We start from the raw sequence: 19,800 nt of genomic DNA on the forward strand, positions 1-19,800 counted from the left end.
ACAAGAAAAACTCAAAGCACGCCTTCTCTGGCGTGCTTTTTGTTGCAGAAGCACATCACACCCCTGCCGATCTTTGGGCTATATTAATCTATAAAACCAACATCGCGGAGGAATGACCCGATGGCAGAAATAGAACTCAAATTCCAGATTCCGCCACAGTCTCGTGTGCAATTTGAACAGGACATTCAGAAACTTCAGCCGACTCGGCATCGTCTGTGTGCACGCTACTTTGATACTGAAGCGCAACAATTACAACAACATCAGATTGCCCTGCGGCAACGTCTGGAAGACCAGCAATGGATTCAAACCCTGAAAGCAGCGACTGAACAACAATTTGAACGTTTTGAACTTGAGCATGAATTAAAAAGTCCTCCGGAACATTGTGATTTTCAGTTATATCGCAAACATAAACCGGCCAAAAAAATCCTGAAACAGGCGCTCGGTGATTTGGAGACACCTCTTATTCTGCAATTTGAAACTGATGTCGTACGGTATGTACTCACAGAAAGTCATCTGGACAGTAAGATTGAAATTGCCTTTGATGTCGGAGAAATTCGACACAATGATCAAGCCATCGATATTTATGAAGTCGAATTTGAGCTTAAATCCGGCCAGCTGAGTGAATTGATTGATTTCATTCAGCCCTGGGTTCAGCGTTATGCTTTGTGGCTGGATACACGGAGCAAATCGGAACGCGGTTATGCCTTATTACATGATGAAGAGAGTCTGCCAGTTCAGCATCAGCTTCCCTTAGTGCTTGAACAGAAAGATCAGATCAGTACGATTTTACAAAAAATTGTCGCCAACTGTCTGGCTCATCTTTTCCCCAATGCGACGGCGATTGCTGCCGAAAACTATAATAGTGATCATGTGCATCAGGCACGTGTTGCGATTCGACGTTTGCGCAGTGCTTTTAAAATTTTTCAGTCCGTAACTGAACATGTGCAGCCAGAATGGCCGGAACAGCTACGGGATATTTTTCAGCAACTCGGTTCTACCCGAGATCGCGATGCCCTGGCAGAAAGCCTGATTCCACAACTGGAAAAAGCAGGTTCACCCTTACTGAAATTACCACCACACCGACAAAAACAACCAGATATCAGTGCGCTGTTCAGAAGTCCTGCCACAGTAGAATTAATGCTGCAACTATTCAGCTTTAGCCAAGAAAATACAGAGGGTAAAGCCAAGTCTTCGCATAAAATTTTGTGTAAAGGCCTGAGCAAGCTGCATCAGCAAATCTGTCAGGATGCCGAGAACTATCAAGAACTGGATATTGAATCCCGGCATCGCACACGCAAACGGGTCAAACGCTTACGCTATAACGTAGAATTCTTGCAAAGCTTATTTCCTGAAAAAGAGGTTAAAGCCTATCTAAAAGCCTTAAAACCCTTGCAGGAAAGTCTCGGGCATTATAATGACCTATTTGTAGCAGACGAATTATTTAGACCTTATGTCAAACAACAGGCCAAGGCCTGGTTTGTGCTAGGCTGGATAAGTGCGGAACAGCAGCGTTTGTCGAACGAAGCAGCAGAGCGTTTACAGCAGTTTGCAGAAAATACCAAGCCCTTCTGGTAAGACCGGGCTTGGTCAAACTGTGCTAGCGATATTTGCCGAATACTTTCCAGGTATTATTGTCTGCCAGAGGATCGTTATAACTGTCGCTGCGTTGCTTGCGTGGCTTATCGCGTGCATCGACCAGTTCAAAATGTGGCTCAACACTCAGCACAATCCCATTCACATAAAAACGGGTGCGCGTATATTCGCTCTGGCCATGCTGAAACACATAAGTGCGTAAATCCACAAATTCACGGTGTGCCACCAAAGCTGCAGTATCGTCACTATCAAGCCACTGCCGCATGGCTGCAATCTGCTCGGGTTCGAACTGGCCGCATTTTTCGATCAGGCTGGCGACCCCACGAAAAGTTTTGGATTCCTTGGCGCGGGTTTTATTAATGCGAATCCGGTCAACATGAAAATAAAACAGCGGCAAGTTTAAATGACTCGGCAGATGGATCGCATCCAAGATTTCATCTTCCATAAAAGGCTGAAACAGATCCTGTGCCCTTTCAATCAGCCCGAGCCACTGGCTATAGTATTCATCTACCTGTGACTGGCTGCCATAATAAATCGGCAAGCCTTCAACATTGGCTAGATTTGCCGGTGGCCAAATATTCTGGCGCAATAAGGCAATATCACTTTTTAGGCTTTGTACTGCAATCGCATCCTGCATGGCATTCACTTTTATATGCTTAGGCTATTTTTTTAGATTAAGGCAAAGGTTTAGTTTCTGCAAGGCTTTGCCTATAATTAACGATTGAGATTTTAGTGTTAGGAACAAATTCATGGTTCAAAAGATTGAAGCAACCGATGTAACCGAAGAAGAAGCGTTAAATGCGGCATTCTTTGAACGTGCTGATGAATTTATTCAACAAGCCAACGAGTTTTGTCGCGTAGAAAAAGGCTCACAGGAAAAACCGAGCGATAAGCGCGGTCAAGTCAGTGCGGCGATGTTATTTGGTACTGCCCGTTTCAATACCTGGGTGGCAGCGAATAACTTTAAAGATGGGAATGAAATGCGCGATGCCAAAGATCAGGTCATGTCTTATATCTTGCAGCAATTTCAAATGATGCTGGAAGATAACTATGATGAATACTGTGAACAGTTCGAAAACTATTTACGTTTCCGTCACAATGAAGAGTTTCATGCCAACAAGCATAACCATGATCACAAGCATGATCACAAGCATGATCATTGATTAAAATACGAAAAGCCCCGCGGGGCTTTTTTTATTTGCTGTCATTTATCATATTGACTTTAAAGTGATTTAAGCACTATATAAATTGAATAATAAATAAACGAAAACAAGGCATAGCATGCAGCAACTTCCCTTCCCGATCATTGACCCTCATATCCACCAATGGGATCCGTACAATACCCCACATGCGGCAGCGCTAGCGGTAAAGCTGTTCGGCAATCATCCCAAATTACTAGACAGAATGGTTCGACTGTTGAAACCCAGAGACGTCATTGAGACCATTGGCCTGACACAGCACCTGACTGCACCTTATCTGCCTGCAAATTACAAGAAAGATGCAGGACATTATGAAATAGAGCAGATTGTGCATGTTGAAGCCAGCTGGCATGACCATAAAGGTACGGGTGTGGTAAATGAAACCCGTTTTATCGCTGGGCTTCCTTTTGATCAGCACACTATCCAATTGGGTGGAATTGTCGCCACGGCGGATCCGCGGCAGAAAAATTTTAAACAGTTGATTCAATTGCATCGCGAAGCTTCTCCCAAGTTTCGGGGCATCCGTAAAATGGCTGCAGTACATCCAGATAAAGGGATTCATGCCTGGACCGATGAACCGCATCTCTATCGCAACACAGATTTCCTGAAGGGCTTTGAAGAACTGGCCAGGCAAGATTTAAGCTTTGATGCCTGGGTGTACTCTACCCAGATTGCGGATGTTACTGCGCTGGCCAAAGCCTTTCCAAACACCCCTATTGTGCTGGATCATCTGGGTACGCCCGCAGGTTTATTTGGCAAAGTGGGCAAAGCTACAGGCAAGACCGAACAAGATCGCACCCAGATATTTGCAGACTGGAAAGATCAGTTGGCAGAACTGGCCGAATGCAAAAATGTATCGACCAAAATGTCTGGTCTGTTTATGCCAGTCTTGGGACATGATTTTCACACGCAGAAACGGCTGGCAAGTAAACAGGAATTAGTGGAACGTGCCGCACCCGTGATCCAGCATACTTTAGACTGTTTTGGTTCTGGGCGCGTGATGTTTGCATCCAACTTTCCAATGGACAGTGTCAGTAGCTCACTCACCAACATTATTGATGCCTTTAGCGATATTGTGCAGGACTACAATGAAAATGCCTTAAAGTCGATTTTTTATGAAAATGCTAAACGTTTTTATCGACTTTGAGTAGATGAGGACATGCTAAGTTGGATAACAGATTCCAGTCTAAATACGCCTTCAGGCAAAGGACTATGTATTTTACTCACTATTATTTCAAGCTGGATAACGTCTTATTATTATCAAATGGTGATCCATCATTTTTTTGATCGAGATATTGCTTTCGTTTCAGCTTTGATTGGCTGTGGAATATTGATTTTTCTTCTTATTGTATCTGTTTGGAGTCTGCCCCTATCTATCCTTGCGGGCATAATCGGAGGGATTATTTTTAGCCATAGAGCAACCTAGAGCATAAAACTAAAATCAAAAATCCCCTCACTTGAGGGGATTTTTTATCAACACTACGATGTTTTAACTTGCTTACCGTACTGATCAGCCATCACTTCAACCAGCTGATCCGGCTTGATGTATTTTTTAATCATGGTATCAATATCGGCTTTACTCAGTTTAGCAATCGCCTGATCACGTTTTTCCCGGTAAACCAGATTACGGTCTTTTTCCAGCTGTGGGATCAACATAGTGTGAATACGACGATCATCCTCGAGTGCAGTTAAACGCTGTTTCAAGATACTGGCTTTTGCCGCTTCGACTTCCTGTTCAGTCACGCCACGTGTCAGCAGTTCATTGAGTACCTTATGCACTGCCTGAGAAACCTGTGCGGATTTTCCAGCCGTATAATTGGCACTAATCATCATGGCGCCCACATCTGCCCATTCATCGAGTTGCACATCTGCACTAAAACCATAGACTAGTGCATTTTTCTCGCGTAGCTCTTGTGCCAGTCGTGACGATAACTGTGAATCACCCAGAATATATCGAAATACCTGTAATGCAGGTGCATCGGCATGATCTGCGCCGACCGGCATGCTCATGAATGCCTCATAACTCCCGAATTCACGCTGCTCAGACAACGCATGAATTTTCTGGGCTGGATAGCTTCGATATTCCGATTTCAGACGCTCATAAGGCTGTGTAGCTTTCCAGTCTGAGAAACTGTTTTTCAGCGTTTTTTGCATCGATTTCGGATTAAATTCGCCCGTAACCGCTATTTGCGCATGCTGGGTTTTTAAAAACTGCTGATACAGTGCCATAACCTGTTCGCGAGTCGCTTTCTGATACTGTTTTTTGGCCAATTCCGGCTCGAAATGAAAACGCAGATCGCCAGGCTGATAAATCTCGATCGTTCGAGCCATCGTCAAGCTCGACACGGTATCTGGTTCAGTATAAGGACGATCCAGACTGGATAAAGTCTGCCCCTTGATTAAATCAAACTGACTTTGCTCAAATGCCGGCGTTTTCAGCACATCAACCACATACTGGAAAAACTCCTCAAACTTTTCTTTTTTGGCGCTGATCTGCAAGGTCAGGCCATTGCCGGATGCACCGGCAGTTGCCGAACCACCTACTTCAATAATTTTATCGGCAATCTGCTGCAAGCTTTGAGTTTTCGATGAGCGCAACATTAAATAAGCGGTCAGATCCAGAATCTCGCCTTTATTCATCAGGCTTTGTGCAGTACCAAAATCCAGTGAAATTGTGGCATAAACCTTGTCATCGCGGGTAGTCGTCGGAAACAACGCGTATTTAATGCCATTTTTCAACTTGCCACGCTGAATCTGTTTGTCTTTACTGTACAAATACTGTTTGGATTCCTGGACATATTGCTTCACTTCAGCCTGATAAACACTGACATCTTTCAGTGGCTCTTCTGCTTCAGTCTGTTGATCCAGAGTTTTTGCCGGTGCTTCTGTTTGTGCCAGTTCCTGCGCTTTTTTCTGATCTTCCGGGGTAGGTAAAATATTGCCAGAAATACGGTATTCAGGTTTTAAAAAATTCTTATAGACCTGATTGACCTGATTCACATTCAGGTTTTGAATCGCGCTCAGATCTTTAAAATACTGGCTCCAGTCACCCGAATACGCCACTGCATAATCACTTAAACGTGAACCTAAAGCAGTCGCACTATTTTTAATATTGTCGGCCTGATTTCGGGTCAGATTTTTAGCCCGGTTTAATTCTGCTTCGGTAAATGGCTGGCTCTTTTCTACGCCTTGGATCAGCCCCTTTTCAATATCCTGTGCCTGATGATTCGGAGCATAGATTGCTCCCATAAACACCAGATTAAAGTCTTTATCCAGCCAGGTACTGGATTGCACCGCTGTTGACTTCCCAGTTTCCACCATATTCTGATAGAGATGTCCACTTGGCTGCAAAGTATAGAGCGTTGGCGAAACAGCCAAAGCCGTTTTAATGCTTTCTTCGGATTGATTCAAATAAAGATTAAACTTGGCCAGATCACTGCCTTTCTTTACTGTAAATTCACGCTGTTTGATTTGCTCTGGTTTAAGCGCTGGGACTTTCACTTGCGCTGGTACATTTCGGGATTGAATCGGACTGAAATGCGTATCCAGCTGTTTTAAGACTTCGGCCTTATCAAATTTGCCCGAAATGACCACAAAGGCATTATTCGGTGCATACCATTGACGGTAAAAATGGTTTAGTTCCTGCATATTGATTGATTGCAGCTCATTTAGGTCACCAATCGGCAAACGGCCTAAATACTGATTGCCATAAGCAGATTTAAACACCTGATCGATCAATACTGAAAATGGCTGATCCAGACGAATTTCACGCTCGCGTTTTACAATATCAATTTCAGTCGGTACATATTTTTCCTGAAGCACCAGCTTGTCCATGCGTTCGGCTTCGAGAAAAATGACTTCACTCAGCGCAGTTTTTTCAGGACGGATCACATTGGTATATTTGGTCGAGTAATAGTCGGTACTGGCATTAGTCATCAAGGTATATTGATCCAGTCGACGCTGGAATTCATCCCCTTTGACATTTTCTGTGCCTTTAAAGGCCAAATGTTCCAGCAGATGGGCCAGTCCGCCCTTGCCCTGAGGATCATTCAGGGAGCCGGTCAGATAGACCGTATTCATAAAAACTTTATTTTCTTTATCATTCGGTGCCAGGATAATGCGTAGTCCATTATCCAGTCGGTATTCTTCAACATTTTGTTCCGTTTTCACCAAAACAGGTTGTGCAAAACTCAGTGCACTACAGCCAGACAATACAATCGCCAGACTTAAATTTTTATAACGTAGCAACATTCTTCATCCAAATTATAAATATAAATTTTTATTCGCGCCCTTCTTAGAGAATGATTCTTTTTCTGAATAATCTATTCCAAGCCGGACCATCAAAATAACATGCCGCCTCACCTGACGACATGTAGTTCTATGTAATTAAAAAATTAAAGATAAATCTCAGCTTGCATATATAGCTTGCCGTAACCGGAAATTTCAATTCGATTCTGATCTTGCAAGGCACAATATAGCACCCCACCACGCGCCGAGGCCTGATAGGCAACCAGTTCATTTTTACCAAGTTTCTCGGCCCAGAGCGGCGCAATTCCAGTGTGAATTGAACCGGTTACCGGATCTTCATTGATTCCATTACTCGGTGCAAAATAACGTGAAATACAGTCGTATTGGGTATCTTGTGAAGTAATTGCAACATCTAAATAGGTATTTTGAGCAGTAATGGCTGTACGCTTACCATTCAACTGTTTCAACAATTCAAAATCAGGCGTTTCATCCAGCACATCTTGTACCGATTCGTATTCAACAATATAGCCCTGTGCATTCAGATAAACCTGTTTAAACGGTTTGCTCAAAGCCTGTCTTAAAGCTTCAGGATATTCAGCAACTGGCTCTGCACGACGGATTGGAAAATTCATTCTGATCTTGCCATCCGCATCCTGGCTGACCACAAAGATTCCCAAATCTTTTACATGAAAATGAATCGTTTTCCCCGTATCAAATTGATTGAATAGCACAAAGCTGCTGGCCAATGTCGCATGACCACAAAAATCCACTTCCTTAGTTGGCATAAACCAGCGGATGGCATAATTATCGCTATCGATGACTTTAACAAAAGCCGTTTCGGACAGATTATTTTCCAAGGCGATATTTTGCATCAGACCATCTTCGAGCCATTCATCCAGCACAATCACGGCTGCAGGATTGCCTTTAAACAGTTCCGTGGTAAACGCATCGACCTGGTACATTTTCATTTTTTGAATTCCTGAATATAACGATCTCTAGTTTAAAAGCTTTTTTGCAAGAATGAACTTGAATATGTTAATGATCTCATTAATCTGGCCTAGTAAATAAATAGAGCAAATGGTGCTGCATGACAAACTCCCATATTCAAAGCGTTCCCTTAGAAAAAGCTTATCGTCTGATTACCCATGGCCCTACTGTACTGGTGTCTGCTCAAGATCAGCAGGATACAGATGTTATGGCAGCAGCCTGGGCATGCGCATTGGAATTCAGCCCCGCAAAAGTGACTGTGGTTCTGGATAAAAGCACCAAAACCCGAAATATTATTGAAAATTCAGGTTATTTCGCGCTGCAAATTCCAACATTGAAACAACTGAATATGGTCTATCGTCTGGGTACGCAGAGCCTGCATGATGTGCCTGACAAACTGGCACAATCCGGAGTAGAACTATTTCATTTTCCTGATGCTGATATTCCTGTAGTACAAGGCTGTGCGGCCTGGATACTCTGCGAGCTGATTCCTGAGCCGCATAACCAGCAAATGCATGACCTGTTTATAGGCAAGGTGATTGCAGCCTATGCCGATGATCGGGTCTTCCGCGACGGCCACTGGCATTATCATGAAGTGGCTGAAGAGTGGAAAAGTATTCATCATGTAGCCGGCGGGCATTTTTACACCATCGGCAATGCGGTGAGCATTGATGATCCGGAATTATAAATTTTTCAAATTTGGAATAAATGAAAGTAATCGCGGATGATCAGACGATATCAACCAGCACCAGAGTATCCGAAATTATGCTACTTTATCTATAATCTTCATTTGATGTGATGTGCTATGACACCCTTTAAAATTCACTGTATTGATGTCCAGAATTCACTGCAAAATTATATCTGGTTGCTTGAACATACCGCGTCGCATCAGGTGGCTGTGATTGATCCAACCGAAGCAGAATTGGTACAAGACTATTGTGCCGAACACGGTTTAACTGTAAGTCAAATCTGGCTGACTCACTGGCATAAAGATCATATTGGCGGTGTGCCGGAACTGATCCAAGGACAAAATCTGCCTGTGTATGGCCCACGGGCAGAACTAAGCAAAATTCCGTTTATCACCCATCCTCTTGAGCATGAAGAACAGTTTAATTTTCATGGAATAGATATCCAGGTGATTGCTGTACCCGGGCATACACTCGGCCATATTGTTTATTTTATTGATGCGATTGATGTGCTGTTCTGCGGCGATACCTTATTTGCCATGGGTTGTGGCCGGGTTTTTGAAGGCACCTATTCACAGATGTATCATTCACTGTCCCGTCTGGCTGCCTTGCCACCGCGCACCCAAGTCTATTGCACCCATGAATACACATTATCGAATGCACAGTTTGCCAAACACGTTGAACCGGACAATTCGGCAATTCTGGAACGCTTCGAACATATTGAGCGTTTGCGTATACTAGGCCAGTGCACGCTGCCAAGTAGTATTGAAGATGAATTGCAAACCAATCCTTTTCTGCGCGCAGAAAGCGTGGAAGAATTCCAGCGTTTAAGAACCCTGAAAGATCAGTTTTAAACCGGATTCAAAGCTGAAGATCAATGCTTCAGCCGACTTACTTATTTGTCATTTGCGATGCATAGAATGTTATTGAAAGGCACGTACAAATTTTGCACAAATTGGAATAAGTTGAATCTCCATCTAAAAAATGTCTTTCTGTGCCATTTTTGCTTTCTTATAATTAATCAAGTCCTCTATTTTTTTAGAAACCAATTTCAGTTCCAACACATGAAATAATGACTTATAAATAACAGGATGATATTGATTTAAATTAGAGAAATTCGTGGAACATTGCTTAAATAATCAGCATGGAACCTAACAAGTGAATAAAAAAGCCCAATTTACTTGAATTGGGCTTTTTAAAAACTATAAAGATATGATTTATATATAATAAAAAATAGAATTTCGGATAACGTGTATTATGTTAATTTTAGAAAATCGTAATAGGATAATAAAAATCTATATTGTTTTAAGAAAACTCTCTTATGATTAAATCTCTATAGTTCTTTTAATATTTGCTATGTATCAAAGAATCAAACAATGGGCTAAATCAATCAAAAAAGACATCTTGGTTGTTTGGCTTATTGCAAAAGACAAGCGAACGCCCAATTCTGTAAAGCTTTTAGCTTTAATTATTGCTGCCTATGCCTTCTCACCAATTGATTTAATTCCAGATTTTATTCCCGTACTGGGGTATTTAGACGATATTATTATTGTACCTTTAGGTATTTTATTAGTTATCAAGCTTACCCCACAAAACATTATAGATGATTGTAGAATTCTTGCAGAAACCTTAGTTGAAAGGCCTATAAACTGTTGGGCCGCAGGAATTATTATCCTGATATGGCTTGTAGTATTGGGATATTTAACCATGTACTTCATGAACGATTCACTGTCTATACTGTCTATTTTTGACAAGTGAGATTTAAATACCCTCTCTCATTTGCACCCATTTAATATAATGGGCATTATTCAAAATTAAAATGTAAACCAAAATAGAAATAAAATGTCTGCTTTCAGAGCATGACATTAGTTCTGTCGTACAAATTTAAAAGTGACATTGGCCATGTCGATCCCGAATGATGATATGTAGGATAGCAGTAACTAGTTTCTTGGATTCTATTTACTAAAACTGACAACGTATCTGTCGCCTAAAGCCATGTTAAAGAATCTGGTTACTTTGTGCATAAGCATCCAGTTCACCTTGAGTCACGACACGCACCGCCTGCATTTCATCAATACGTACCAGTAGCAAGCCACCTAAAGCAGGCTGATAACGACGGGCACTGCCGAAAGGCGTATAGCCCACTTTCGACTGAATACTAAAGCTCAACCAGTCTTCATGTCCCAACATCACAGCAACCGGATCAAGTCCCTGCTGCTGCATTAATTCAATTTGCTGATTCACATAGTCTTCAATGGTTAATTCAGTCATGGTGCGGGTATTCAGTTTGAGAATTACATTTCAGACAGTATAAAGCATGCAAATCGAGCTGAAGATCAGAAAACCAGCAGCCGGTATTCTTTTAATAAATAAGTCGATTGGATTTTAATTTTCTCATTCTAGATCTGAAATTTTCTATTTCATACGATTGATAAAATTAGGAAATAACCTGTTTCACTAATAAGCTATTGAATTAGAAAATTAATTATCCAAATTTATAGCTTATAAAAACTTAATATTTAGTTACAACCTATTCAATATGATAAAAATCATTTACTTAACGTTTAAATTGATTTTTTCTTAATCAACCGATGTTCACTATATACACAAATTCATTTAAATTAATTTAAATAAAGGCATTTGCCCTTTAAAAGATAATTTTTCACCCTTATTTAAGATTTAACAATGATGAAGGAGTGATCTCGTGAAAAAAGTGGTTAAAGCGAAAAATTTGATTGCATTTCGACTATGGTTAGAAAAATTGGGATATTCGGTACGCACCCTGGCGGATGATCGTGGTTTCAGTTTCAGCTTCAAGAAAGAATATGGCCTGGTGACCTGTGATCTGGCAGGTAATGCTCTGGCACTACAGTTAGGCGAGGAATTTGAAGATCATTTAAAAGCCTGATTGCTTCTATTTAAGAGCAGAAAAATAAATTAATCTTTCCACTGATTCAACAGCGCTATTCTTCAGTTATTCAGCCCATTTCGATGGGCTTTTCTTTGTTTAGTAAATTTCAGGCAATAAAAAAGCAAGGCATCGGCCTTGCTTTAATATGATGGTGGGGACGGAGAGACTCGAACTCTCACACCTCGCGGCGCTGGAACCTAAATCCAGTGCGTCTACCAATTTCGCCACGTCCCCATCAGGATACCAACTTAGCGTTGGATTTCTTTCAAACTTTGGCAGAGGATCAAGGATTCGAACCTTGACGAACGGTTTTGGAGACCGTCATGCTACCATTACACCAATCCTCTACTTCTACCCAATATCCAGTTTCCCAAATATCGATTGGTGGGGACGGAGAGACTCGAACTCTCACACCTCGCGGCGCTGGAACCTAAATCCAGTGCGTCTACCAATTTCGCCACGTCCCCAATGGCTGTGTATATTATAGAGATAGACCGACATTGACAAGCGATTTTACAAGCAATCACAATCTATTCCGCTATAAAATAAACAGTTAGTTCTATTTTTTAATTTTTTATAAAATTTCTGCCGAAAATTTGATTCATTTTAGGATATGACTGCCCATTCGTTATTTTTAATCATTTCGATTCAATTCCAGCATTTTAAATTAAAACTCAAATGAATTTCTAATCTTGATCAACATAGGCATTCAGAATACTGAAACTATTATTGATAAATAATGTCTGAACCAGTGCTTGAAATCAGAATACAATACCGCATAAATAACAACAGCTTTACCAAATTTCAGGCAATAAAAAAAGCAAGGCACTCGCCTTGCTTTAATATGATGGTGGGGATAGAGAGACTCGAACTCTCACGCCCAGAAGGCGCTGCGACCTGAACACAGTGCGTCTACCAATTCCGCCATATCCCCATGGCTGTGTATATTATAGCGATCAGACCTGATTCACAAGTAGTTCTGCAAAAAGCTAAATACTTTTATATCAAAAATTAAGCAGTTAATTCATTATTGAGCAAATAATGCTCTATTTAGACCAACATATAAAATTGATGAATACAATGGAACTGATCCATATGACATTTAAATTATTCAATATGCAGATTGCATGCAATACCATGAAATTTACTAAAGCCCTGCCCTTGCAATCATTCGCTAGATAATTTAAGCCCAGAACGCATTGATGTTCATCAATCTTGACAGCAAAAATCTGGTACTAAAAAACCGACCTCAAATTTCAGGCAATAAAAAAGCAAGGCATCGGCCTTGCTTTAATATGATGGTGGGGACGGAGAGACTCGAACTCTCACACCTCGCGGCGCTGGAACCTAAATCCAGTGCGTCTACCAATTTCGCCACGTCCCCATCAGGATACCAACTTAGCGTTGGATTTCTTTCAAACTTTGGCAGAGGATCAAGGATTCGAACCTTGACGAACGGTTTTGGAGACCGTCATGCTACCATTACACCAATCCTCTACTTCTACCCAATATCCAGTTTCCCAAATATCGATTGGTGGGGACGGAGAGACTCGAACTCTCACACCTCGCGGCGCTGGAACCTAAATCCAGTGCGTCTACCAATTTCGCCACGTCCCCAATGGCTGTGTATATTATAGAGATCATTTCCAACTGACAAGCCGTTTATCATAAAAAAACACTCGTTTGATTAAATAAGAAACAATCCGAGTTTTGTTGTATTTTTCTCATTCAATTTCAGTCATTAAGTAGTCTTTAACCGCTTGAAAATCGGCCAAACGATGCTGCTTCTGCTTATGTAACATTTTTTCTAATAAGCATTGAAAAGTTTGGATGTGTTCCGGTAACTCAATCTTCAGGCGCTGACAGTGCAAAAAGGCCCAATCCAGATAATCAGTCGCCTGTAAACGCTGACCACTCAACCACTCATAAAAAATAATCCCCAAAGCATAAACTTCACTTTGTAAGCTCTTGGCTTGGTCTTGAAACAGTTCTGGCGCCATATAACGCGGTGTCGCATTCAGTTCATGCAGGTCATTCTGATGGAGGGTTTGGACTTGCTCAAAATCAAGCAGGCAGACCCTGTCCTGATTATTTACAAAATGTTCCTGCTTTAAATCGGCATGTAAATAACCCAATTCTTGCAGGCAGATTAGAGGCTCCACGGCTTGCAGCAAATGTTGCCAAATTTTCCCGATAGATTGCTGATGCGGCATGATCTGAAAATGCGCCGGCGCATCGACCAGAATTAAGGCCTGCTCAAATTGTTCATGATTGATCTTGAAAGGCTGTTGAATAATTTGATGTGGAAGGAAAAAATTTAGATCACCTGAGCTGGCATGAGCCTGATAAAAATCCAGCTCATGTTGCCAGCCTAGTTCAGCATGTGGAGATGATATTAAACTATCAGATCTATGCGATATCTGGGTTTTTAGCCAGAGCGCATTTCCCTTGGCATAATAAAGACGCCGACCAAAACCCAGACTACGGGCTTTGGTTCGTAGTTCAAAATCAGAAATATCGAGATGATCTAAATTAAGTCGTGGCAATGTATTCAGGTATTGGATTAAGTGTATGCTGATAATTTAGCAGCTCCAGACAATGCTGAATAGTTTTCCCGACCCGTTCCTGAGTCTCAATGAGGGAAATTTTCGGCCATGTGGCACGCTCGCCTTCACGCTGTAAAATTTTAAACAGATACGGCCGTGGATTCTGCAACATATAGCTATAGTGGCGCAGGCTATATTTACCAACAATATTCACATCACCATAATAACGCTGATCCACCACACCATAGCCATGATCCAGCAGACGGCGTACAGGAGGTAAGCTTCCGGCATGCTCTCGGGCAAAATCCATCATGCCTTTGGTAATCACCGCGCCCTGACGGCGAACAATCCGTTGCGGCCAGCTCAAGGTACCTTTACGGAAACGTGAAATATCATCCTGCATGAATGGCACGATATGCGGGTTGGTCTGACTGGCAATGGTATAATTGATATTATACAGGCGTGCCATTTTTTCCTGTGGGAAATCACTCCGTACACTGCCATCTACCCAGTGGGTTGAACCCATATAAGGCGTATATTGACCATCATAGCGCTTACTGGTCAAACGAACCGGTGGAAACAGAATCGGCACCGCACAAGAAGCCAGTACTGCACTCCAGACCAGTAAATCCGGAGAAGTATAGGCATTTAAAATGCGTGCATCCTGTCCAGCATCATAAGGCGCAACCGCAATATTGATATGCAGACCTGAGGTTTTAAGCGCTTCTTCGAAGGTCAGATCACCCAGATTTTCGACTAGAAATTTTTTCAGATATTTTACATCCGCCAGACCACCATTGCCTTTCATCAATTCACTCATGGTGCGAAAATGAAAAGCCTCATGAAAGAAATTATGACCTTTCAAAATATCAATATATTGCGAAGGTTTGGACACACCTAACATGGCGGTCATGATGGCACCCGCACTTGAACCGGACATTACCTTCGGCAACAAGTCCTGCTCCATTAAGGCTTTGCATACACCAGTATGAAACAGACCCAGCGTCGAACCACCGGAAAACATCAGGGCTGGCTGGCCATAGGCGCGCTGACAATGCTGAAAATATTCGATTTTTTCTTCCATACTGAGACAGGTACAGTCTATTGAAGCAATATAGGCTAAGCCTTGGCTGACTTCTTCGACATAATCTTCAATAATTCTTTTAGTGCCCACATAGGCTTCGGTAAACAGTAGAGGATGGGCAATGTTGGCAATATCGTAGCTCAGGCCTTCGCGCAAAATATACATCAGGTCACGGGTGCGCTTTTGTTGTCGATAGCGTCGTAATTTACCCAGACGATGTGCGATCACTTCTGCATCAAAGTAGGGTGAACTGTTATCAAATTTCCATTCCTGTGCACCTGATTCTTCATCTATTTTCAGGGCAATATATTTCCATTCCTCATAGGACTCAGCCTGTTGCAGCTGCTGCTTGAGCTTTTTAATACGATAGGCCTGATGTGGATTAATATCCTGAGTAAAATCTTTAAACAGCATCTGCCTTTTCCCTATATTTATTCTTGATACAGCTCGTACCCAGAGCCAGAAAATGTGTACAAATTTTCTATCCTCTACAATAACGAAAATTCTCTACTTTAAGCAAATTATCATACTTTTCTGGCTTTGACTGTGAATTTTGCAATGGTACTATCTTAGCCATAATTTTAAATCTGTAATGTTAAATCATGGCGAAAATTGAGTTACCTGACCATATTTTAAATGCTCTTTCGACTGTTCTGCAGCAACTTCAGCAAAGTCTGCCCGAACTAAAACAAATTCCTGATTTTTCTGCTCATGCCTATAAATGGCAACATGGTGAACTCAAACCTATTCATCAGCTTAGACAGATGGAACTGGCCGATTTAAAAGGGATTGAGCGACAAAAAGAAAAAGTCATCCAGAACACGTTGCAGTTTTTAAACGGCTTACCTGCCAATGATGTCTTACTGACCGGTTCACGCGGTACGGGTAAATCCTCCATTGTTCGTGCCCTACTCACCGAGTATGCAGATCAAGGGTTACGATTAATTGAAATCGAACGGGATGATTTATCCGATCTGCCTCAAATTCAGCAACTCATTGCAGAGCGTTCAGAGAAGTTTATTGTCTACTGTGATGATCTGGCCTTTAATGCCGAAGACGAAAATTATCGCAGTTTAAAAAGTGTTTTAGATGGCTCTTTACAATCCGGTTCCAGCAATTTTGTGATTTATGCGACCAGTAACCGTCGTCATTTATTACCCGAATTTATGCATGAAAATACCCCAGTTACCCGGGTTGATGTTCCGCAATATACCGAATTGCATCCTCAGGAAGCGATTGAAGAGAAAATTTCGCTATCTGACCGTTTTGGTTTATGGCTGTCTTTCTATCCAATGGATCAGAACCTGTATTTAGAAATTGTAGAACATTATCTCAAAAAGGCAGACATGGAACTCACGCCAGAAACCCGTGCTGAAGCCCTACGCTGGTGTCAGGCACGCGGTCAACGTTCAGGACGTGCTGCCTATCAGTTTTCCAAGCACTGGATTGGTTCAACCCAACTAAATGCCTCTTAAAAACTTAAAAGCGACCGGTTCAGGTCGCTTTTTTCATATAAATCATTTATATAATGATGATACTCAAAAGAAAATTAAAATTATGGATGTCGGCGCAGTTCTCATTCAACTTAAGCCCTTACACATGCAGCAAGTTCATGACTGGCAGCGTACTTTGAAAGCACGTCAAGACGAAGTAATTGAAACGCTTAAGGCTGAACAGGTTCACGTTGAATCCTGGTTTTATCTGCAACTTCATGGTCAAGACTATTTAATTGCATATATGCGCGCCGACGATATTCAAAAGACACAAAATATTGTGAAATTCAACAATTGTCCGATTGATCAAGTGCATAAACAGTTTAAAACTTCATGGCAAGCAGTTTATCCCGCTGAATTGTTATTGGATGCTACAGCTACCTGATTTATTAGCACGGCTATTTAAAGAGTTTTTTAATAAAGACTACCCTCGATTCATAATAAAAAAAGCCCCAGTAATACGGGGCTTTTTTGACATCTCAAATTATTGTTTATCACCGATAATGGTGGACCACAGCAAGTCATCAATCTGACTGCCATTGAAATACACAGTAGCCTTCAACGATTCAGGCTGGTTCTGCTTGACTTCAATTACCTGATCATAGCTGTCCTTAATTCTAAGCACGCCCTCTTTTGGCAAATGCCTATAGTTATTTAATACGGTTTCGTCCATCTTGAATGGTGTCGTGGTATTAAAATCAAAACTATAACGATAATCTGCCAGATCAGGCTGACCGATAATCGTACCGCGACTGGTTAAGGTACGAATCCCATTACTGCCACTGCCATAATCATCCACCAAGGTGTAATTATAATTACGCACTTGCAGGTATTCTTTGCTCTTTGTATCAAACGCGATTCCAGAAGTACCTGCCTGACCGGTCTCGGCTATACGCTGGAATTCCAACTGATCGATTTGATAAGACTCGGATTCACCCATTTCATTTTTAGTTTTACGATGCACAATTGTGCCAGAAATCAGGTAGTCGTCCTTGAGATTAAAATCTACATTTGAGCCATAACGGACATTGCTAAAGCTTAAAGTCGTCGTGTCACCATTCACCGTCTGAGTAATGGTTGAACCTTTACGGTAAGTTTTATCCAGAATAATACAGTTATCTTTATTTGTTTTTAATTTCAGGGTTTTGACCGAACCAGTGGTATTGACTTCCGAACAGATCAGATTTGGATATTTAATACTATTGATGCCCAAATTATAAATTTTGATAATACGTGCAGTACGCCCATAAGGATAATCTGCGAATACTTCTCCAATCATGTGACCTAGAGCAACATTATAGTCGGTATCATTACTGGTATTTCCGGAAATTTTATCGCGAATTTTCTTTACAATATCCTGATCTTCAAACGGGACAAACTCCTCTGAAAGCTCAGGGGAAATACTTTCCTTAGGAACATTTGGAGGTGTAGTGACAGTAGGACTGTCTGAGCTACTTCCCCCACCACCGCCACAGGCACTCATTAAACCCGAAACAAGAGCAAGTCCAAAGATAGAAATCTGCTTTTTCATAAAATTTATTCCCTAAAATTTCTTTGCATTTTTATTTGGTGATCACTAAAGATTGGCCTTCTCGAAACGGAACAGCTCAAATGCTATTTCTGCCGGTAATGTTTTTTCTTGGCAGCCAGCTTTATCCTTCGATAGCGCTTTATCTTTAAACAAAGAATTTTTTGGTTCTGTAATTTTAATGTATATTTCAAACAACAATTATCATAAGAAATGAATTGCTTATTTGAATCTTGTTCCTTACCAGAGTCACTTTTCAAAACACTTAAAGCGCATTTAATTAAATCGATTAACTTTGCAACAAAGCTTATAAAATTTGTAATGGTTAAGTTAAAGACGGATTGAATTTTCTTTTTATGGAGAATCATGCTCAACTTTCATACATGGCTATGAAAGAAAATATTAAAAGATAGGATGACTTTAGAGCATAGAAAATGATCATTTTTATGATATGAAATACTGAATCATTTAAAGAAGATTTAAAGCGTCAATTATTTTAGATTGGTCATGGATTCACTGGATTTTTTCCGACGTTTATATTCAAACATGTTCTGATCCGCTTGTGCGAGCGTTGCAAATAAACCCTGACCAGGATGACGCATTGCCATACCAATCGCTGCGCCAATGTTTGCTGCTGCAAAGGCATTAATTAAACGATCCACTAAACTTTCAGTACCCGTTTCATCATTTTCCACGCTAAGAATCACAAACTCATCGCCACCCAAACGGGCAACAATATCATTAATTCGTACGTTATCTCGCAATACTTGAGCCGCATTTTGAATCAGCTTGTCACCCTCATCATGCCCCAAACTATCATTCACCTTTTTTAGGTCATTCAGGTCAATAAATAATACAGCGGCGGGATGACCATATTGCTTACAACGCTCTTCTTCTGCTCGCAGCAGTTTTTCCCAGGCACGGCGATTATAGAGCCCGGTCAATTCATCTTTACTGGCTTCTTCCTGCAATAATTCATGCTGTCTTATCTGCTCACTCTGACGTAATTCTGCCTGCAAGATCGAACTGAGCAATTGTCCCAACAACTCGACCAGTTGCATATCTTGCACAATAGCTTCCGATTTGGTTTCTGGATCAATCGCACAGAGCGTTCCAAACAAACTACCATCTTCTTTAAGGAGTGGCTGACCAATATAAGATTTTATACAGACCTGCTGATTAATCGGCGCTGTGGCATATAAAGGAATTTCTTCAGAGCGAGGTGCAATTCTCGGGGCCTTACCTGCGACCATATGAGAACAAAAAGAATCAGCCCACTGAAACACTTGGCCGGGTCGTATATCATAACCATGGTCTTCACTTTGCAGCACAATCCAGTCTTGGCCTTCTACCCGGGTAATCATCCATAAATCAAAGCCAAAATGCTGATGCAGAAACTTTAATACTGCCTCTCCAGCATCCTGAAAACTTTTGAAATTTATATTTTCCATCCGAGATTGCCTCTGCTACAAACCTGTAAAAATATGCATGATATAAACTTAAGCTATTAAACTATTTTTCCGGT

At 41.3% G+C, this 19,800-nt stretch carries 17 protein-coding genes and 7 tRNA genes; 9 read left to right on the top strand and 15 right to left on the bottom strand.

The annotated features are described in order from the left end of the window. The first annotated feature begins 120 nt into the window (after positions 1 to 120). Positions 121 to 1,575: a CYTH and CHAD domain-containing protein gene (locus H0S56_RS08695; protein ID WP_071852229.1), complete on the top strand. Its 1,455-nt coding sequence runs from the start codon at positions 121 to 123 to the stop codon at positions 1,573 to 1,575. A gap of 22 nt (positions 1,576 to 1,597) precedes the next feature. Here H0S56_RS08695 and H0S56_RS08700 read toward each other — a convergent pair whose 3' ends face one another. Continuing rightward, a complete protein-coding gene (locus tag H0S56_RS08700) occupies positions 1,598 to 2,230 on the bottom strand; it encodes a hypothetical protein (protein WP_004280010.1) in 633 nt (210 codons plus the stop codon). Positions 2,231 to 2,342: 112 nt separating this feature from the next. Here H0S56_RS08700 and H0S56_RS08705 point away from each other — a divergent pair, with 112 nt between their 5' ends. Both H0S56_RS08705 and H0S56_RS08710 read left to right on the top strand, forming a co-directional pair. Continuing rightward, positions 2,343 to 2,756: a DUF3144 domain-containing protein gene (locus H0S56_RS08705; protein WP_195724867.1), complete on the top strand. Its 414-nt coding sequence runs from the start codon at positions 2,343 to 2,345 to the stop codon at positions 2,754 to 2,756. A 118-nt stretch (positions 2,757 to 2,874) separates the two neighbouring features. Continuing rightward, on the top strand, positions 2,875 to 3,939 hold the full coding sequence (locus tag H0S56_RS08710; protein ID WP_195724868.1) for an amidohydrolase family protein: 1,065 nt from the start codon (positions 2,875 to 2,877) through the stop codon (positions 3,937 to 3,939). A 332-nt stretch (positions 3,940 to 4,271) separates the two neighbouring features. Here the strand turns inward: H0S56_RS08710 and H0S56_RS08715 are convergent, their stop codons facing one another. Both H0S56_RS08715 and H0S56_RS08720 read right to left on the bottom strand, forming a co-directional pair. Beyond that, positions 4,272 to 7,043, bottom strand: coding sequence for a M16 family metallopeptidase (locus tag H0S56_RS08715; RefSeq protein WP_195724869.1), 2,772 nt, complete (start codon positions 7,041 to 7,043; stop codon positions 4,272 to 4,274). A gap of 143 nt (positions 7,044 to 7,186) precedes the next feature. Next, positions 7,187 to 8,008: a PhzF family phenazine biosynthesis protein gene (locus tag H0S56_RS08720; RefSeq protein ID WP_195724870.1), complete on the bottom strand. Its 822-nt coding sequence runs from the start codon at positions 8,006 to 8,008 to the stop codon at positions 7,187 to 7,189. 119 nt (positions 8,009 to 8,127) lie between these two features. Between H0S56_RS08720 and H0S56_RS08725 the strand changes: the two genes are divergently transcribed. From H0S56_RS08725 to H0S56_RS08735, 3 genes are all read left to right on the top strand, one after another. Continuing rightward, a complete protein-coding gene (locus H0S56_RS08725; protein ID WP_195724871.1) occupies positions 8,128 to 8,715 on the top strand; it encodes a flavin reductase family protein in 588 nt (195 codons plus the stop codon). A 117-nt stretch (positions 8,716 to 8,832) separates the two neighbouring features. Further along, positions 8,833 to 9,567 carry a hydroxyacylglutathione hydrolase gene (gloB, locus tag H0S56_RS08730; RefSeq protein ID WP_004280019.1) on the top strand — a complete coding sequence of 245 codons (735 nt, stop codon included), beginning with the start codon at positions 8,833 to 8,835 and terminating at the stop codon, positions 9,565 to 9,567. Between the two features lie 502 nt (positions 9,568 to 10,069). After that, positions 10,070 to 10,471: a YkvA family protein gene (locus tag H0S56_RS08735; protein WP_005246728.1), complete on the top strand. Its 402-nt coding sequence runs from the start codon at positions 10,070 to 10,072 to the stop codon at positions 10,469 to 10,471. A 240-nt stretch (positions 10,472 to 10,711) separates the two neighbouring features. Here H0S56_RS08735 and H0S56_RS08740 read toward each other — a convergent pair whose 3' ends face one another. Beyond that, positions 10,712 to 10,984, bottom strand: coding sequence for a hypothetical protein (locus H0S56_RS08740; protein ID WP_195724872.1), 273 nt, complete (start codon positions 10,982 to 10,984; stop codon positions 10,712 to 10,714). 433 nt (positions 10,985 to 11,417) lie between these two features. Here H0S56_RS08740 and H0S56_RS08745 point away from each other — a divergent pair, with 433 nt between their 5' ends. Further along, entirely contained in the window at positions 11,418 to 11,621 is a 204-nt protein-coding gene (locus tag H0S56_RS08745) for a hypothetical protein (protein ID WP_004280022.1), read from the top strand. A 152-nt stretch (positions 11,622 to 11,773) separates the two neighbouring features. Here H0S56_RS08745 and H0S56_RS08750 read toward each other — a convergent pair. The 9 genes from H0S56_RS08750 to H0S56_RS08790 all read right to left on the bottom strand — a co-directional run bounded on the left by H0S56_RS08750 (position 11,774) and on the right by H0S56_RS08790 (position 15,668). Beyond that, positions 11,774 to 11,858 (bottom strand) — tRNA-Leu (locus H0S56_RS08750). Positions 11,859 to 11,897: 39 nt separating this feature from the next. After that, a tRNA-Trp gene (locus H0S56_RS08755) sits at positions 11,898 to 11,971 on the bottom strand. Positions 11,972 to 12,006: 35 nt separating this feature from the next. Continuing rightward, a tRNA-Leu gene (locus tag H0S56_RS08760) sits at positions 12,007 to 12,091 on the bottom strand. A 381-nt stretch (positions 12,092 to 12,472) separates the two neighbouring features. Then, positions 12,473 to 12,558 (bottom strand) — tRNA-Leu (locus H0S56_RS08765). A gap of 365 nt (positions 12,559 to 12,923) precedes the next feature. After that, positions 12,924 to 13,008: transfer RNA gene (locus H0S56_RS08770), tRNA-Leu, on the bottom strand. A gap of 39 nt (positions 13,009 to 13,047) precedes the next feature. Next, positions 13,048 to 13,121, bottom strand: a tRNA-Trp gene (locus H0S56_RS08775). A gap of 35 nt (positions 13,122 to 13,156) precedes the next feature. Further along, positions 13,157 to 13,241, bottom strand: a tRNA-Leu gene (locus H0S56_RS08780). 107 nt (positions 13,242 to 13,348) lie between these two features. After that, the gene (locus H0S56_RS08785; protein ID WP_195724873.1) at positions 13,349 to 14,170 is read right to left on the bottom strand and encodes a protein kinase domain-containing protein; all 822 of its coding nucleotides are present in this window, start codon (positions 14,168 to 14,170) and stop codon (positions 13,349 to 13,351) included. After that, a complete protein-coding gene (locus H0S56_RS08790; protein WP_114541754.1) occupies positions 14,157 to 15,668 on the bottom strand; it encodes a DUF3336 domain-containing protein in 1,512 nt (503 codons plus the stop codon). Before H0S56_RS08790 ends, H0S56_RS08785 begins: the two co-directional genes overlap by 14 nt. Before the next feature lie 188 nt (positions 15,669 to 15,856). On the opposite strand from H0S56_RS08790, the gene H0S56_RS08795 reads away from it, so the two are divergent. Together H0S56_RS08795 and H0S56_RS08800 are read left to right on the top strand one after the other, a co-directional pair. Continuing rightward, a complete protein-coding gene (locus tag H0S56_RS08795) occupies positions 15,857 to 16,729 on the top strand; it encodes an ATP-binding protein (RefSeq protein WP_195724874.1) in 873 nt (290 codons plus the stop codon). After that, entirely contained in the window at positions 16,719 to 17,132 is a 414-nt protein-coding gene (locus H0S56_RS08800; RefSeq protein WP_195724875.1) for a DUF6176 family protein, read from the top strand. The genes H0S56_RS08795 and H0S56_RS08800 overlap by 11 nt, the downstream gene beginning before the upstream one ends. A 99-nt stretch (positions 17,133 to 17,231) precedes the next feature. Here H0S56_RS08800 and H0S56_RS08805 read toward each other — a convergent pair whose 3' ends face one another. Beyond that, positions 17,232 to 18,278: a hypothetical protein gene (locus H0S56_RS08805; RefSeq protein WP_195724876.1), complete on the bottom strand. Its 1,047-nt coding sequence runs from the start codon at positions 18,276 to 18,278 to the stop codon at positions 17,232 to 17,234. Between the two features lie 488 nt (positions 18,279 to 18,766). Then, the gene (locus H0S56_RS08810; protein WP_195724877.1) at positions 18,767 to 19,726 is read right to left on the bottom strand and encodes a sensor domain-containing diguanylate cyclase; all 960 of its coding nucleotides are present in this window, start codon (positions 19,724 to 19,726) and stop codon (positions 18,767 to 18,769) included. Positions 19,727 to 19,800: the final 74 nt, after the last annotated feature.

The organism is Acinetobacter lwoffii (genome assembly GCF_015602705.1).
Taxonomy (GTDB): Bacteria; Pseudomonadota; Gammaproteobacteria; order Pseudomonadales; family Moraxellaceae; genus Acinetobacter; species Acinetobacter lwoffii_E.